4 protein-coding genes are annotated in these 17,184 nt (G+C 64.7%); all 4 read right to left on the bottom strand.

All coding sequences use genetic code 11. The annotated features are described in order from the left end of the window. Positions 1-67: 67 nt before the first annotated feature. Positions 68-12,631, bottom strand: a complete 12,564-nt coding sequence (locus HX801_RS10905; RefSeq protein WP_177022065.1) for a filamentous hemagglutinin family protein — start codon at positions 12,629-12,631, stop codon at positions 68-70. Positions 12,632-12,832: 201 nt separating this feature from the next. After that, positions 12,833-13,996, bottom strand: a complete 1,164-nt coding sequence (locus HX801_RS10900; protein ID WP_003210472.1) for a substrate-binding domain-containing protein — start codon at positions 13,994-13,996, stop codon at positions 12,833-12,835. A gap of 483 nt (positions 13,997-14,479) precedes the next feature. After that, the gene (gspF, locus tag HX801_RS10895) at positions 14,480-15,691 is read right to left on the bottom strand and encodes a type II secretion system inner membrane protein GspF (protein WP_177008690.1); all 1,212 of its coding nucleotides are present in this window, start codon (positions 15,689-15,691) and stop codon (positions 14,480-14,482) included. After that, on the bottom strand, positions 15,691-17,109 hold the full coding sequence (gspE, locus tag HX801_RS10890; RefSeq protein ID WP_102605752.1) for a type II secretion system ATPase GspE: 1,419 nt from the start codon (positions 17,107-17,109) through the stop codon (positions 15,691-15,693). The genes gspF and gspE overlap by 1 nt, the downstream gene beginning before the upstream one ends. Positions 17,110-17,184 lie beyond the last annotated feature (75 nt).

Below are 17,184 nucleotides of genomic sequence, written 5' to 3'. Positions count from 1 at the left end.
ACCCCAAGACAAAAAAAAGGGGCGATCAATGATCGCCCCAAATACAACGAGAGGTCCTTTTCTAAAACTACAAGCTGATCTGCTGGCGCTCCTCATCCGTCAACCGCGCCCGCGCCTGGTCACTCAACGGTCCGGCGCCGAGTACCTGCACCGGGCTGTCGGGGTTGTAGCCCGAGGTCTTTTGCCCGTCCTCCGGCTTGCGCTCCACTGGCTCGCTGCCAAAGCTCAACACTTCCACCGTGACAATCGACGCCCGGCCCTGTTTGGCCGCCGCCTGCTGGCTGCGCGCGGCATCTTCCGCCGCCTGGGACGCCGCCGCACCGGCTGCGCTCGCCGAGGTCATGGCCCCGGTGTTTACCGCCGCCGACACCGGCACCCCGGACGACTTGCCCTGGGTCTGGATGTTGGCGGCATTAACGACGCGCAACGCGGCAATGTTGATGTTGCCCGAGACCCGAATCCCCGCTTCACCCGCATCGATAGTGCCCAGCGGGGCGATCAGGTCGATGTCTCCGGCCGGCACTTCGGGAATCGGGTTCAAGGTGGCAATCCCCGCCCCGGTGCTCGGCACCGCCGGCGACAGGGTCACGTTGCCCCAGTTGTCGTAGACACGCTTGGGCGGCGTGTACACCACGGTGGTCTTGGATCCGCGACCGGCGTTGATGTCGCCCTCGCCGGACCAGCCCATGATCGAGCCGCCGAAGGTGGTCATGATGCGGCTCTGGCCCAGCAGGATGCTGCCCATGGAATACAGCTGGATATCGCCGGCGCCCTGGGTGATCACACCGGCGGTGGACGGCGGTGCCGCGCCTTCGATGCCGAAGGTCTGCCCACCGCCCGGGGTGAGCATCTGGATCGAGCCACCGAAATTGGTGTGTACACCGGAGCCGCCGAACAACGTGATATCGCCCTTGTAGGTGATCGGGTTGCCGGCCACGTCCTTGTCCGGGAACAGCGCGGCAATCGCTGCACGCCCCCGTACATAGCTGCCCTGGCGCACACCGCCCACCGCGTTGTACTCACGGCCGGCGGCCTTGAGTTCGGCGAAGTACACATCACGGGCGAACACCCGTTGCTGTTCAGCGGGCAGTGCGGCGTAAACCGCGCGGGCCTGCTCGCGGGTGCCGACGAAACCGAAGCGCTCGGCGAGCCAGGTGACCAGTTCGTTCTCATAGGTCTTGGCGACCTTGCCGCCCTGGATCGACACGGCTTCGCCTGGCTGGACGAGGTTGGCCGGGTCCAGGTAGGCCTCGACAAAGCGCCGGTAATCCGGGCCGTTGGGGCCGACGCCAGCTTGCATGACGATGCCTGCGCCAGGGCGGTTGTCGCCCGCGACCACCGGGCCCAGGCTGGTGATGCTGACTTCGCCGCCCTTCGCCGGGTCACGCCCGGACATCAGGATATTGCCGCCCGCCGTCACTTCCAGCAGGCCAGGACCGGCAACCTGGAAGTTGCTGTACAGAATGTCGCGCCCGGCGGAGACGATGGAGATGTCAGTGGGGTTGTTGTGGATGAACAGGTTGCCGGTCGACTGCTCGCTGACCGCACCGGGGGCCGTATTAAAACGGCTGCCACTGCTGACAATGTCTCGCCCCGCCATCATCCAAACCGGCCCGTTGCCCTCGTACCAGGTCTGCCCCGAATGCAAAAACGTGGGGGAAGAATTGAACGTCAGGGTCCGGCCGCTGCTGACCCCCACCAGATCGCCGGTCAAGGCATAGAACCGCGCCGGTTCCGTTGGCGCGTAAGCGGCTGCCGACGCCGTGGCGGAGCCAAAGGCAAACAGAGGCCGCGGAAGGGAACCCGGCGAGCTACCGTTCTCCGACAGATTGTTGCCATCGACAACCACCTGACCATCAATGGTCCCGACGAACGCCGGCCGCCAAGGTGTGGCCATGATGCTGGGGTCGGCCCCGGAAGGCGTGACAAACATACCGCCCGCATAAATCGAGTCATGGGCCAGGAATTGCAACTGGCTGCTGGCACCGGGGGCGAGCACCAAGGCATTTATCGGACTCGTATCGGCTTGGTACCCCAGGACGGCGTTACCGTAATAAATACTGCCGCCAGCCGCCGTCGCTCGAACGATCGATGGGTAGACAGTTGCCAGGTCGGACGCTGCGGCGGAGACAGATGGCGTCAAGTTGCCCCCCGCTGAAAACAGGTCGATTGCCGTGTGCCCGGTCCATAACGAGAACCAACTTTCGCCGGTCCCACTCGTCCCGCCACGGGTAAACGATGAGTTGTTCAGCAGGACGACACGGCCCGGGTCAATCACTTGCTGCAGCACCAGGTCACCCAATGTGGTCAAGTTGAATGTGGCATCCCCCGGCACCAGGGTGATGCCCCCCACTGCCCGGCCACGGGTCGCCTGGAACGGATCGAATGCGCGGGTTTCGCCCGGGCTCTGCTCAGAGCTGTTGCTGCCGTAGGTCAGGTCGATCCGGCCCGTGGTCGCACTTTGCAGTTGGACATTGCCCCGGATATTCACCAACTGGCCGTTCTGATCGTTTACATCAACCACGCTGCCAGGGTTCAGGGCGCCACCGATACGCACCCGCAGATCACCACCGCCCGTCAACTGCAGGCTGCCATCACCGGCAACCCGCCCGGTACTGCCGACCGCCAGCACCAGCCCCTGGCTGCGCGGGTTGGCAGAGGCCGACATTGGGTTGCCGTCCATGCGCCGAAGCACACCGGCATCCCCGCCTACCTGTACATCCACGTCACCGCCGCCGAGGGTGCCGAAACCGGTAAACCCGACGAACGCATCAGCCTTGGAGGCGTTGGCGGTATAGCTACCGAAATTGATCCACCAGGCCGTCGGCTGCGCCTGCCCGCCGGTGTTCACCGTGCCGCTGCCCTGGCGCCACAGCCAGTTGGCCACATCGGCGGAGTCGATGCCGTTATCCAGGGGGTTGGGCCGACTTGGGTTGAAGACGCCTCCCAGGATATTCCCCGTCAGGTTGCCCCCCACGTTCACGCTCAAATTCCCCCCTGCCTCCGGGTACCAGGCACGGTACAGGCTGTCAGATGAGCCGTTGACGAACTGTTCAAAATAACTGTTGGTATCGTTCAGCACCGTCTTCGCGCTGTTCAGCGCCTTGGGCTGGTTGTAGGGGTCACTGGCACCGGTTGCAGTGGACGATGTACCGGCGGTGTAGACCCCGTACAGGGAGTCCATGCTCAAGTCGCCGGCGCTGAGCAGTTCGAGGTCGCCCGTACCGGTGCGAATCACACTGAAACGGCTGCTGGAGGGGGTCGCCGCATACTCTTTGCCGCTTTGGGCCTGGCAGTAGGCGGGCGAGCTTGCACAGAACTCATCGATGGACGGGATACCGAACTGGTCCAGGATGCTTTGCTCGATCGGCGTTCCGACGGTGACGATAATCCCGTTGTCCGCCAGGTCCTTGGCGCCGAATTCGGTCCAGACATAGCCAACTTTCACGGCGCAGTACGCCGGATTGCCCCCACAGAAATCATCAATCGAACCCAGCCCGAAATCATCGAGGATCTTTTGGTCGATCGGGTCGCCTTCCTTGACCACCACCCCATTGGCCGCAAAGTCCTCCACCGCGAAGGCGGTCCAGGTCAACTTGCCCTTGGCGGGCATCTCCTTGGCAAACATGCCGTAGTGGCTGTCAGCCAAACGCAGGTCGCCGCTGCGCGGATGGGCTTGCAGGATGCGGCTGTCGGCCGCCTCGGTGTCAGCACCTGCAACCAACCGCAGCGTCCAGGATTGCGAACCTTCGGCCAGCATCGGCGAGAGGGCCCACAGCTTGCCCTGGCGCCCCGCCACTTCCGGGCGCAACGCCACCGACTCAGCCCCGCCCGGCAACTTGACGTTGGTGCCGGAAGGAATCAACGCGCCGCGCGGCAGCGGTATGTCGCCATTGAGGGTCACGTGGTTTTGCGTCGGATTAAGCGCCTCGTAGTTCGTCGGCAACGGCACCCCTTTGGGCCAGGTCAGCGCCCCGAGCCGGGTGTCCTGGGTCAGCAGGCTGCCGGCGTCCAGCTGTGAGCCGGCCGCCAGGGTGTGTGCCTGGTTCAATAACGTGCCTGCGGCAAACAGCACATTGCCCGCGCTGTCGAACACCGCTGCGGCCAATACCGTACCGGCAGGCAGCCTCAGGTCCTGGTTCAGCGTCGCCCGGGTCGGCAAGCGCGTTCCGGCGGCCACGCCCACGGCCTTGATCGGCAGGTCGTAGTTGAGCACGGTGCCCGCCGGGAAGGTCGTGCCGTCCGCCAGGGTGATGCCGTTACCCGGCACGATGATCGTGCCGCCGGTAAAGTCGATGCCCGGCAACAACACCCAGCCCTTGTCATCGACGGTCTGCGGTGGCGGCGCAAAACCGTCGTTGATGCTGCCGTAAATATTCAGGTCGCCACCGGCGCGCAGGGTCAGGCTGCCCGACTCACCGGAGCCATACACCGAGGTTTTCTGGCTGTTGGGGTTGAGGCTGGCGTAGCGGTAGCCGGACAGGTCCAGATCGCCCTGCACCACCAGGTCACCGTCCGCGGTCTTGCTGACGATTTCCACGCCCGGGCGCAGGTGGAAGGCATCGGCGTAGGTTGCATTGTTAAGCCCGGCGAGTTTGTTTTGCAGCAGGTTCTGGTTGAGCAATGCACCGTTGATAAAGGCCGTGCTCAGCACATGCTTGCCATCCAGGTAGGCCTGGTCGATCTGTTGGTAAGGCCGCCCGCTGGCCGTCGGATCGGTGACCAGTGGCGCATCGTCGTAACTGATCATGCCGTTGAGGGTGATCGAGCGCGCGCCCTGGATCGTCAGGCGGCCATGGGCATCGATGTTGATGTCGTTGCTGGTGCCATCGACGTTGATCAGCCGTGGTGCATTCAGTTCCAGGGTGCCGCGGTTGCGCCCGTCATTGCCCTGGACCGCCTCGGTGCCGTGGCGCAGGTCGATGCGTGCGCCATCGGCCAGGGTCAGTTGACCGGTGCCGGAGCCGAGCACCACCATGGCCCGGTTGGGCGAATCGATGATCTTGCCGTAGCTGTCCACCCGCAGCTTGCTGCCATGGGCGTCGAGTACCGCGCCGCCGTCCAGCGTCAGGCCGTGCTTGCCGGCCAGGTTGATGCTGCCGACGCGCTCGCCACTGGCGTCCACCAGGCCGGTGACCCGCAGGCTGCCGTTGTCCACGGAGACGTTGACGGTGCCGGCCTTGAGGCCATTGCCGATGGTCAAGTCGCCCTGCTTGAGTTGGAAGCTGCGTGTGCCGAACACCTGGCCTTGATTCAGGCGCTGGTTGAGGTCGGCGAACTGCTGGTCCAGTGAACCGCTGCTGCCCAGGCGCTGGGCCTGGATTTCCACGGTACCGGCCTCATAAGGCATCGTGGTCCCGCCCGCATCGTAATAGCCACTGCTGCCGGCGAGGATCGTGCCTTGCAGGTCGACGATACCGCCCGCCGCGTCCACCGCAACCGCCCGCAGTTTGCCGGCCTGGTTGTTTTTGGCCGAGAGGTCGATGGTCGAGCCGGCAGCCTGCAGTATGTTGCCGCTGCGGCTGTCCAGCAGCACCGTGCCGCCCGCGCCGTACTGGGTCACATCGTTGAACACAGTGGCGCCACCGGCCACGTCGATCAACGCCGCATCCGTCAGCACCACATCATCCCGGGCGCCCAGGCTGACTTTGCCGCTGGGCAGCACTACCGCCGTGGCCAGGCGAATGCTGTCGCCTTGCAGGGACAGTTCGGCGCCCTGGCCGTCGGCCTTGCCACGCGCCCCCGCGGACGCTGCAATATCAATCGCCCCACCTGCGGTGATGCGGTTCACCGAACCGGCTTCGCCGGTCATCAGTGGGGTGAGGATATTCAGGTCGCCGCCGCTGTACTGGAAGCCCTTCACCGGGTCATAGGCGCCCTGGCTCTGATACACCGAGAGGCTGCCCTTGTGGTTGGCGGTAATGCGCTCGCTGGCATTGAGGTTCACGCTGGCAAAGCCCAAAGCCAGGCGATCGAAACTGCTCACGGTGTTGGTCTGGGCAAAGGCGCCGTAGCCGAACTCAATACGCTCGGCGTTGATATCCAGGCGCCCGCTGCCCGTGCCCGCCCCGCCGGCGATCACCGAGCCCGGTGGGGTGGTCGCGCCCTGCCAGATCAGGTTGGCGGTATGAATGTTGGCCACGTCGCCAGCGCCACCGGCACCGTAGATCGCCGGAGTGGAGAGCATCAGGTTGCTCAGCCGCGACTTACCCGTCAGTGGGTCATAGGTGTCCAGGGAGGTACTGCCGTAGAAGTTGAAACTGTCCCGCGCCGAGAGCTGCAGGGTTTCCAGGGCCGGCGCACCGAACTGTGAATCACCTTTGAGCAGGCGATCAAGAAGCGCCTGGGTGAGTGTCAGGCCGGCCGGCAACTGATTGGCCGCAGCGGCAGCGGCCAGGGCTTGGGCGCTGCCGAGGTTAATGGTGTTGACCCCCAGGTTGAGGTGACGGGTGCCGTAGCGCACCTGGTCGCCCAACTGGAAGGTATTGTTGGTCAACGCCACGATGCTGCCTTCGGAGTACAGCCCGGTTTGCCCGCTGCACAGGCCCGTGTCACACACACCGATGCTGATCCCGCCGCTGGGCACCGTCGTATTGAATGCAATGACATTGAGCAAGCCGTTGGACGCCGCCAGCATATTGGTGACTTTGTAGATAAAACCGTCACGAGCGTCGTAGCTGGCTTTGCCACGGCCGATGGTGTTGATGGATGCGCCCTGCTCCAGGACGATCGCGTTGGTGTCACTCAACAAAAAGACTTCCGGCGCTGCGAGCGTCACACCTTCCCGAAGCGTGACGGTGCTGTTGGCCCGACTCGTACCGCCAGCCAGGACGATGTAATTCCCGGACTGGCCATACGTAACTGCCGTCATCCCCCCCACCATCAAACGCGAGGCTCCCAAGGCGTTGAGGCTGTCATCGTTGAAGGTAATGCCGGAAAAACCGCTGGTTGCGGAACTGCCCGCCGCGACGACTTCAATACCCAGTTTGCTTGGATCAATCACCGCCACCGCGCCGCCATAGCCACCCGCCGCGGCCTCAAAACGGCCTATGCCCTGGAACGAAAACGCATCAGCGCCGCCCCCTGGCCGCAAGGCCAGTTTCAGGGTCTTGGCGTCGACGGCGAGCATCGGGCGTGGCACACCCTGTTTCGCAGCGTCGGCCATGGCGAACTGGGCGTAGCTGGTTTCGTTGTATTGGGAATAGCGACGCAAGGTATCGGCCGAGGTCAGAATCAACTGGCTGGCAACGCTGTTGCCGATCCCGGTGTTGGCGATGGACAAGCGCCCGGCGGTGGACCAGGAGCCATTGCGCATGCGCTGGGTGGCGGCATCACTGCCGAGCCCGGCCAGGCCGTTGATCTCGACGCGGAAAGCGCCGGGCATCAAGGCGTAGGTGGACGGCATCAGGGTATAAGTGCCCGCCGGCAGCCCCGGCACTCCGGCGCCGATGGTGACCTGCTGGCCCACCAACGGATCGACTGCGCCCTTCTCCGATGCCACCGGCGCCGAGCCAGGCTGCACCCCGGGCACGATGGCGTAAATCGGGTTGGTGCCCAGGCCCGGCAAAACAAAGCCGCCATTGGCACCAAACTGCACCAGTGGGCTGTAGCGCGCATCCGTAGAGCCTCCGCGCCCGGAAACGAAACCGGCCCCCAGCAATTCGCCGCCGCCCGACAGGTCCAGGGTAGCCTCAGGCTGCACCTGCACCGACTGGCCGCCGAGAATCACCCCGACGCTGAGTTCCGCGTCCTGGTTGACCAGCCCGCCCTGGCCGACAAACGTCACGGTCTTGCCGTTGTACTTATAGACCTGCCCGTCCAGGGTGCCGCCATACGGCAGCACCAGGCCCTTGCCGCTCACCGAGGTCACGCTGCCCGGCAGCAATTGCACCTGGCTGCTGCCCATGCTGCCGATATCGATCAACCCCAGGGGCGCCCGCACCACACCGCCCTGCCGCACCGTCGCGGCGCCCAGTTGCAGGCGCCCGAATGCCGAGTAAGGCACCGCGGCATCCGTGTTGCCGGTACGGCCAATGGTCAGGGTGCGCAGCGGGTCGAACGTGATGTTGAGGCTGTTGAATTCGCTCAGGTAGCCGGCAATGACCCGCGCACCGACCTCCGTGGCCGGATACAACTGCGCCGCCCGCAAGGTCATGTCGCCCTGGGTCAATAACTGGGTGCTGACCCTCAAGGCCACGCCGTCCGGGTTCGCACCCGCCAGGAAGCGCAGATCGCCCTGGCTGGTCAGGTTGACCTGATCAAAGCCGCGACGCTCAAGGCCGACCAGGCTGTCGTCGGCCTGGCGCAGTTTGCCCTTGCTGCCAAACAACACGCTGCCGCGCACATCGATCAAGCTGCCGCTGGCATTGAACTGCGCCTCGGTGGCGCGCAGCGAGGGTAACGGCAACACCGACACCGGGTTCACGTAGAATTCCCGGGCCGGCGAATCCATGCCGGACAGCAGCAGAGACGGTGCCGACAGATTCACCCGGGCATTGGCTGCCGCGCCCTCACTGAGGTTGAAGGCACCGCTGTACAGGCGCAGGCTCTGGCCCATGTTCAAGGACACATCGCCGTCGAAACTCAACAGGCCGTTGCTCATCAATGCCAGGTTGTCGAAGCCGCCCGCACTGACCTGGTCGACGCCCAGGCGAGCGTGGCCGTATTCCAGGCTGTCGGCCGCGTCGGCGGCGGTGCCGGCGAGCGGGTGAGCCTGATGGGTCTGGCCGAGCACCAGTTCACGCACCTTCAGCACGCGATCCGTGACACTGCTCTTGGTGTAATACGGGCTGTCCAGCGCTACGTTCAGGCTGCCGCCCGCTGCGCCGGCACCGCCGGCCCGGGCCACCAGACTGCCGTCCAGGTACAAGCCATTGTTGGACGCCAGGCTGATGCTGCCGCCATTGCTGGCCACCCGGGTTGCGCCCTGCCCCGGCACATCCAACACCGCTTGCGTGCCCGACGCGTCCAGCCGGGCGCCCTCGCGTACCACCACAAACAGGTCGCTGGCAGTGACCGTGCCGGTGCTCAGGTTGATCTCGCCACCGATGCTGATCTTGCCGCCGTCACGGACCAACCCGTATTGGCTTCCACGATTGTCCACGGCGGTCGCGGCCCGGGCGGCGACATCGATCAGTGCGTTTTCACCCAGCCAGATGGAGCGGCCGTGGCCAACCGCGTTGGCCGGCTCGAACGCGCGCGTGGTCAGGCCGTTCAGGTTGACGCTGCCACCCCAGGCATTGAGCGTGCCGTCGACCGTCAGTTGGCCGATGCTGCGCAGGTTGATCGACTGGCCCGGGTCGACGCTGATCACCGCGCCCTTGCCGACCACCAGCGCGGTTGTCGGCAGTTGCTCGGCAGGCGACTCCAGGTGGCCGGCGGAAAGGGTCAGGCTGGCGCCACGGCGTTGGCTGAGTACGCCCTTGCTGGCGTCTTCCTGGTAAAGCGGCGGGGTCCAGCGCTCCATCACGCTGGCCGCATCGCCGCCACCCGGCGTCGTGGCGGCCTGCTCCGAGAGCCGGTAGGCCGGCACGTTCACATCCACCTGAGTACCATCGGCGACCAGCAATCCTTCGTTGCCGGTAATGTCATAGGCCGAAAAACCCTTGTTGAAAAAATCCCCGGCCAACTGCAAGGTCTTGGCATCCGGCGCCTGCGGGCTCTGGCCGATCTGCACCTTGTTGGCCTGCAAGGTCAGGGTGCCGCCTGCGCTGACGCCATAGCCGCGAATCTCGGCGCCCAGGTCCAAAGCCCCCAGTGCGCCCACGGTCACGTCGCCGCCCTTGCCGCCCCGGACTTTGCCATCCAGGCCGATGGTCGCCCCGGACGACGTTTCCACCAGGCTGCCCGCCGCGAGGTTCACGTCGCCGGAGCTGCGCAACGACACCTTGCCACCGTTGATATACGCCACCCCGTCAGTGGCCGAAGGGTCCAGCGCCAGATTATTCCAGCGCCCGGAACTGTCCAGCTTGACTCCGGCGGCCACATCGAGCCGGCCGATACCCGGCAGAATCACATCGCCAACGACATTGGAGCGATTGAGGTCGACCTGATTCAGCAGGTTGCCCGCGTTGATGCTGCCGCCGTGGGCCGTGAGGTTGGCATTGACTGAAACCACGGGGCCGAACAGGGTGATGTCGCCGCCGTCAGCCACCTTGAGTGCGCCATTGATGTCAATCTGCTGCTTTGCGCCGACCTTGATCGCGCCCAACCGGTAGCCATTGAGCTGGTCACTGTCGAGCACCAGTTTGCCCTGGCGTTCGGTCGGCAGCGCAGTGGCCAGGTCCAGGCCGTCGGCGATTTTTTGCGTGCTGCCCTCGATCAGCACCTGGTCGATGGTCGGGGTCAAGGCGTAGCGCAAGGTGCCGGTGGCCTTGTTGTACACCGGCGTGTACTGGCCAATGATCAACTGCGCCCGCTGGGCCATGGCCTGCTGTGACTGCTGATAACCATCAAGGTTGATATTCGGTGCCTGGGTCTGGCGATCGCCCTGGAATACATCGCTGATCAACTGGCCTTCCAGCACCGCGTTGGTGGTGCCCACCACCAGCTTGCCGGCGTCGCGGCCCACGGTGTAGCCCGCCTCGTAGCGGCTTTGCTGGGCCACCAGCGGGTTGTAGTAGAAATCGCTGCGGCCCCAGCGGACGCTGGTGTCTTCAAAGCCCTTGTAGATCCCCGCGTAGAGAATGTCCCCGGGGGCTTTCGACAGCTCATAGAGCTGGCCGTCAGGCCCCTTGAGCCAGGTCTGGCGGATGTAGCCGGCCTGCACATCGACGGTGCCGCCCGACAGATTGACTTGGGCACCCTGCTGGGTCACCACGTCCTTGCCGGTGAACGTCACAGTGCCGCCCTGGGCCATCCACTCGCCGACCGAGTGGCCCTGGGTGCCCAGGTAACCGCCGACTTCCAGCAGCCCGCCGGCGGTGTACCAGCGGTCCGTCGCATAGCCGTTGGTGCCGGCCGGGACGAACACCAGGTCCCGCAGGTCGACCCACACGTCATTGTTGATCAATTGCCCGCCGTCACGGTTGGCGGGCGCGTCGCGCTGTTCGTTGCCTTGCACGTTGATCTTGATGTTGTTGGCTTCCATCGCCACCTTGACGCCAATCGCGCCGGACACGTCGATCATCGCGCCGTCACGCACCAGGCTGCGCTGGCCGGCACTGACCGCCACCTGGCCGCCGGTGGCCAGGGTGATCGAGCCTTTGCGCAAATCCACAGTGCCGCCGCTGACGATCTCGATCCGCGACTGGTCGGTGCGATCGGCCACCGCGCTGAGGTTGTTGAACTGGCCGGTGATCAGGTTGGCAGGCAAGCCGTCGAGCTTGATCAGGCCGTTGTCCTTCTGGCTGTTGAGGGCGGTGCTGCCGCTGGCGTCCAGCAGGATCGCCGTGGTACTGCCCTCGCCCAGGGTCACGCTGGCGCTGGTGTCGCTGGCGGCGTTGAGCAAGTGAATCGTGCCGCGGGTATCCACCGAGGTGCTGGCCAGGGCCACGCCGTTCTGCTGCACCTGGTGCCCGGTGAGGGTGATGTCGCCGGTCGACGCCATGATCAGGCCGCTGTTGCTGACCTTGCCCGACGTGCTGCCGGCCTTGAGGCTGGTGGCCACTTCATTGCCACGGGTGGTGGAGCGGTCGTTGCCGGTGGTGCCGACGCCCTTGCGGATATAAAAACTGTCGCCGGCGGCCAGGGTGGCCTGGCCCCTGGCGGTGATGATGCTGCCGGCGTTCTCGACCTCCGAGCCGAGCAGCAAGGCGTAGCCACCGGCGTCGGTAGAGGTGGCCGGGTTGTGAGTCTGGATCAACGCGCCGCGCTGCACCTCGACCTTGCCCGCCGCGTCGGTGAAAGTCGGCTGGGTGCCGTTGGCATCCACATAGATCCCGCGTTGGGTGAATTGGTCATCGGTGATGGTGGCGGCGGCCGCCACCAGGTTGCGCACATTGACCTGGCTGCTGCCGCTGAAGATCACCCCGTTGCGGTTCATGATCATCACTGTGCCAGGGGCGTTGATCTGGCCCTGGATTTCGCTGGGGCGCGCGTTGGGGTCGTTGACACGGTTGAGCACGGCCCAATTCGATTGCTGCTGGAAATCGACCGTGGTGTTGCGTCCGACGTTGAAGGTTTCCCAGTTGAGGATCGCCTTGTCGGCGGTCTGCTCGATGGTCACCGTGGTCTTGCCACCGGACTGGCTCTGGGTCGGGCCCTTGGCGTTGGTCCAGCCCTGGGTCAGGCTGTTGTCCACCTGCAAGCCGCCCTTGCCGAGGCCGTCGGGAATCGTCGAGACCTGGCCGAGCGCCGCTTGCCGGCCAGCGGCCTGGGCGGCCTGCTGAGCCGCAATCGCCGCGACACTGTTGTTGAGCGTGCTGATGGAACGTGACAACTGCTGGTTCGCCCGCGCCTGCTGATTCAACGACGGAATCCCCGGCACCTGCGCCCCGTTGAGGCGGGCCGCTGTCGCCGCCTGGGAGGCACCCTTGTCGGCAAACCAGCCGGAGCTGAACGCTGTCGCCGCGTGGGCGCTGCCTGCCACCATGAACAAGGCAATCGCCTGGGCCAGGGGTTTGAGGCGCAGGATCGTCTGGCCGCCAGGGCCTTGGGCATTCAGGTTGACCGGTGGTTTGCAGCGGACCATCAGGAAGCTTCCTTCTTTGTTTTTGCCCATAGGGAACTGGCGACGTGCGTCACGTATGGGAGTTAGGCGGTTGGCGAGGGGCGGGACTGAACTTCTGTCATGGAAAGTTCATGTAAGGCTGATAGCCGAGCCGCAAACGCAAAAATCAGCAACGGCACAGGCCGTTGCTGATCGGGTGTTGCCGGTCGGTAAAAGCGTGGGTTACAGCGGACGACCGATGGCGTTGCAGACATCAGACTTGCCGATGCTCAGCGCGCTGGTTGCGGTAACGAAGTTGCTGGTGATCGCGGCTTTCCAGGCAGCTGGCAGTGGCACGAAGCGGTTGGCCTTGATCGCGTTGTCGTTGCTGTTCAAGGCGCTGGCACCGAAGTGACGGGTGAAGAATGCACGCACTTGCGAGGTCTGGGTGGCGTCGGCGTAGCACTGGCTGAAGATCAGGTTGGTGAAGCCCAGGATCGGATAACCGCTGCTTGGGTAAGGCACGACGCTTGGGTCGTTGGCATCGGCGGCGGCAGCAAACACCGGTACCCAGGCGTTCTGGTTGGCGACGTTGGCAGCAGCCGGTACGGGCACAGCAGCGATGGCGGCGGAAACGTTATCAGGGGCTGGAGAAACACCGGCGACCTTGGCCACTTTGGTGGCGTCATCCAGGCCAGCCAAGGTAGGCGCGGCATAGTCCGGGCTCATGTAGGTGATGCGACCATCACCGGCGTTCAGCGCGGTCATCACGCCTTGGCTGGTGACGGCAGGCACGGCGCCTGGTGGCACGCCGAAGCTGTCCGCGAAGTTGGTGGTGACCACAAATTTCTTGGACTCATTGACGCACTTGGCCGCCAGGAAACGGGTGAACAGCTCGGTGGTGCCACTGGCTTCGTTACGGTAAACCACCACGATATTACCGGTGCGACCGGTAGCCGGGAGTTGGTTCCAGGTGGTGATGCGGCCCGAGAACACGCCGCACAGTTGATCAACGCTCAGGTCAACTGCGTTGGTACCGGCCTTGTTGAATGGAATGGCAACCGAAGTGGCGACCGAAGGCACTTGAATCAGCTTGCCCCAGGTCGCTTGTTTGGTGGAGGCGTAGGTGGACAGTTCAGTCGAGGTCAGCTTCGAGTCGCTGCCCGCCCAGTGAACGTTCTTGGTGCCGGTGCCGAACTGGCTGTAGTCGTTGTTCAGGAACGCCAGTTTGCCCTTGCCGCTGCCCACGCCGATGTACGGGGCGAAACCGGCGGTCAATACGCCGGAGGTCTGGTACAGCGGTTGTGGCAGGGTGGCGCCGCCGCCGTTGATGTCTGCCATGGCAGCCTGGGCCGAGCACAGTGCAGCGAGGGTCATGGATACCGCGAGAACGTTGCGCTTAAACATGAAGAAGCTCCTTTCGTCGTGTTTGTACGTTGGGGTAGATGACGCTATGGCTTCGGTCCCGGGCTGTGTTCCGGGGGGTACCCAGGGGTGAGGCCATGGGTATGAAATTTCGCAGCATCCGATGACAGCTAAAGGAAAAAACCTCGGGAGGAACGGCTTGATTTTTAAAAAGATTCTCGGGTGTTTTGGTCACACTTTTGAGCGGTTTGGGGGTGAGGTGACAGCGAGGTTTCAGCGCGGATTTCGAGTACCGGGCTGGAGGCGTTACGGGCCGTGTGGTGGGGTTGGGCAGATGACAGAATGAGGAACCCGAGGTTGGGACCCGCGTGTCGGGCGCGCGAAAATAGTCTTGAAGAAACGCGATTCAAATGTGGGAGCGGGCTTGCTCGCGAAAGCGGTGGATCAGGCGCGACATGTGTTGATTGACACACCGCTTTCGCGAGCAAGCCCGCTCCCACATTTTTGATCGTGTTTCGTCAGCAGTCAGGTCACCAGTTGGTTGATTTCGATGATCGGCAGCAGCACGGCCATGACGATGACCAACACCACGGCGCCCATCACCACGATCATCAAGGGTTCAAGCAACGCCGTCATGCCCATCGCCCGACGCTCGATATCCCGCGACAGGGTTTGCGCCGCGCGTTCGAGCATCGGCGGCAGCGAGCCGGTTTTTTCGCCGCTGGCGATCAGGTGGATCAGCACGGGCGGAAAGACCTTTTCCACCGCCAGCGCAGGAGCCAGGTTGACGCCCTCGCGCACCTTGGCGGTGGCATCTGTGACGCACTGGCTCAAGCGGTCGTTGGACAAGGTCTGGCGCGCCGCTTCCAGGGCGCGCAACAACGGCACGCCCGCCCCGCCGAGAATCGCCAGGGTCGAGGCAAACCGCGCGGTGTTGAGGCCCAGTACAAAACGCCCGATCAACGGCAGGCGCAACACCCGGCTGTGCCAGCTCAACCGCGCCACGGGGTTGCGCAGGTACAGGCGCCAGCTCCAGAAACCACCCACGATCCCGGCAAAACACAGCCAGCCCCAGGCGCGGATAAAGTCACTCGCATTGAGCATCGCCAACGTCAGCCCCGGCAGGTCCTGGCGAGCCTGGGAAAACGCACTGACCACCTGCGGCACCACGTAGCTGAGCAGGAAAATCACAATGCCGATGGACACCAGCCCCACCACGCCCGGGTAGATAAACGCCGTGAGGATCTTGCCCCGCAGGTTATTGCGCTCCTCGATGTAGTCGGCGAGGCGCTCCATGACCTGGGCCAGGTCGCCGGACTCCTCCCCCGCCGCGATCAGCGCCCGATAGATCGACGGAAAGTCCCGGGGCCGGGCGGCCAACGCATCGGCCAGGCGCATGCCGCTGCGCACATCGGCGCGCACCGCGCTCAAGGTCTGGGCGATGTGTTTTTTCTCGGCTTGCTCCACCGTGGCGCTCAACGCGGCCTCCAGTGGCAGGCTCGCACCGAGCAGGCTCGCCAGCTGGCGCGTGGCCCAGGCCAGGTCATTGTCCGAGAGCTTGGCGCTGAACCGGCTGCCACCGCCGGCACGCTCGTTGTTGTTCTCGACCTGCACCCGCAAGGCCGTCAGGCCACGGCTGCGCAGGTGGGCAAACGCGCCGCTCTGGCTGTCTGCCTCAAGGTGCCCGGACTCCAGCTTGCCGCTGGCGTCGGCGGCTTCGTAGCGGTATCGGTTCATCAGGCGTCCCGTGTTACGCGCAGGATTTCTTCGGGGGCGGTGGCGCCGCTGCGTACCCAGCGTTCGCCATCCTCACGCATGCTGAACATGCCGGCGCGGCGTGCGGCGGCCTTCAAGGCCTGCTCGCCGGCGCCCTGGTGGATCAGCCCGCGCAGCTCGTCGTCGATGCAGAACAATTCATGGATACCGGTACGCCCGCTGTAACCGATCTGGTTGCACTGCGCGCACCCGACCGGCCGCCAGGTGCCGGGCGCGGCCGGGTCTTCCTGCTTGCAGTACGGGCACAGCCGGCGCACCAGGCGCTGGGCCAATACGCCGAGCAGTGACGAGGCCAGCAGGAACGGTTCGACGCCCATGTCGATCAAGCGGTTGACCGCCGAGACGGCGTCGTTGGTGTGCAGGGTGGCGAGCACCAGATGGCCCGTGAGTGAGGCCTGGACGGCAATTTGTGCGGTCTCCAGGTCGCGGATTTCGCCGATCATGATGATGTCCGGATCCTGGCGCAGGATTGCCCGCAGGGCCAGGGCGAAGGTCATGTCGATCTTGGCGTTGACCTGGATCTGGCTGATGCCCGGCAGGTCGTATTCCACCGGGTCTTCGACGGTCAGGATATTGCTGGTGCTCGCATCCAGCCGGGCCAGGGCGGCGTAGAGGCTGGTGGTCTTGCCGCTGCCGGTGGGGCCGGTGACCAGCACGATGCCGTGGGGTTGGCGGATCAGGGTGTCGAGTTTGGCCAGGACGGCGGGGTCCATGCCGAGGGTTTCCAGCTGCAGGCGGCCGGCTTGTTTGTCCAGCAGGCGCATCACTACGCGCTCGCCATGGCCGGTGGGCACGGTGGAGACGCGGATATCGATGGGGCGACCGGCCACGCGCAGGGCGATGCGGCCGTCCTGGGGCAGGCGTTTTTCGGCGATATCGAGTTGGGCCATGATCTTGATGCGTGAGACCAGAGCGCCGTGCAGGGCCTTGCGCGGGGACACCACGTCACGCAGGGTGCCGTCGACGCGGTAGCGCACCACGGAGTGGGTTTCGTAGGGTTCGATGTGGATGTCGCTGGCTTCGTCGCGGGCGGCCTGGGTGAGCAAGGCGTTGATCATGCGGATCACCGGGGCGCCGTCCTGGGTGTCGAGCAGGTCGGTGATTTCGGGGATGTCTTGCATGAGGCGGTCGAGGTCGACTTCGTTTTCGGCGGCGCCCACGACGGCGGCGGCGCTGCCGGTGTCGGCGTAGGCAGTGGCCAGGAGGCCGTCCAGTTCGTCGTCGCGCACCTGGATCAGGTGGGTTTGGCCGAACTGGCGGTGGACTTCGCTGATGGACCAGCCGGGGGTCGAGGGGCAGATGGTCAGCGTCGGGCCCTGGGTTCCCGGGTGAAGGAGGATGCGTTGGGATTTGGCCCAGGCGTAGGGCAGGAGGCTCATGCTTTTGGGCTTCGTTTGGTTGAGTACATATCCATTCCTTCGGTTACGGCTTCGATTGGTTCCGCTCTTACAGCG

This window comes from Pseudomonas sp. G1002 (assembly GCF_013385455.1).
Lineage (GTDB): Bacteria > Pseudomonadota > Gammaproteobacteria > Pseudomonadales > Pseudomonadaceae > Aquipseudomonas.
This window is presented reverse-complemented; position numbering and strand designations above follow the sequence as displayed.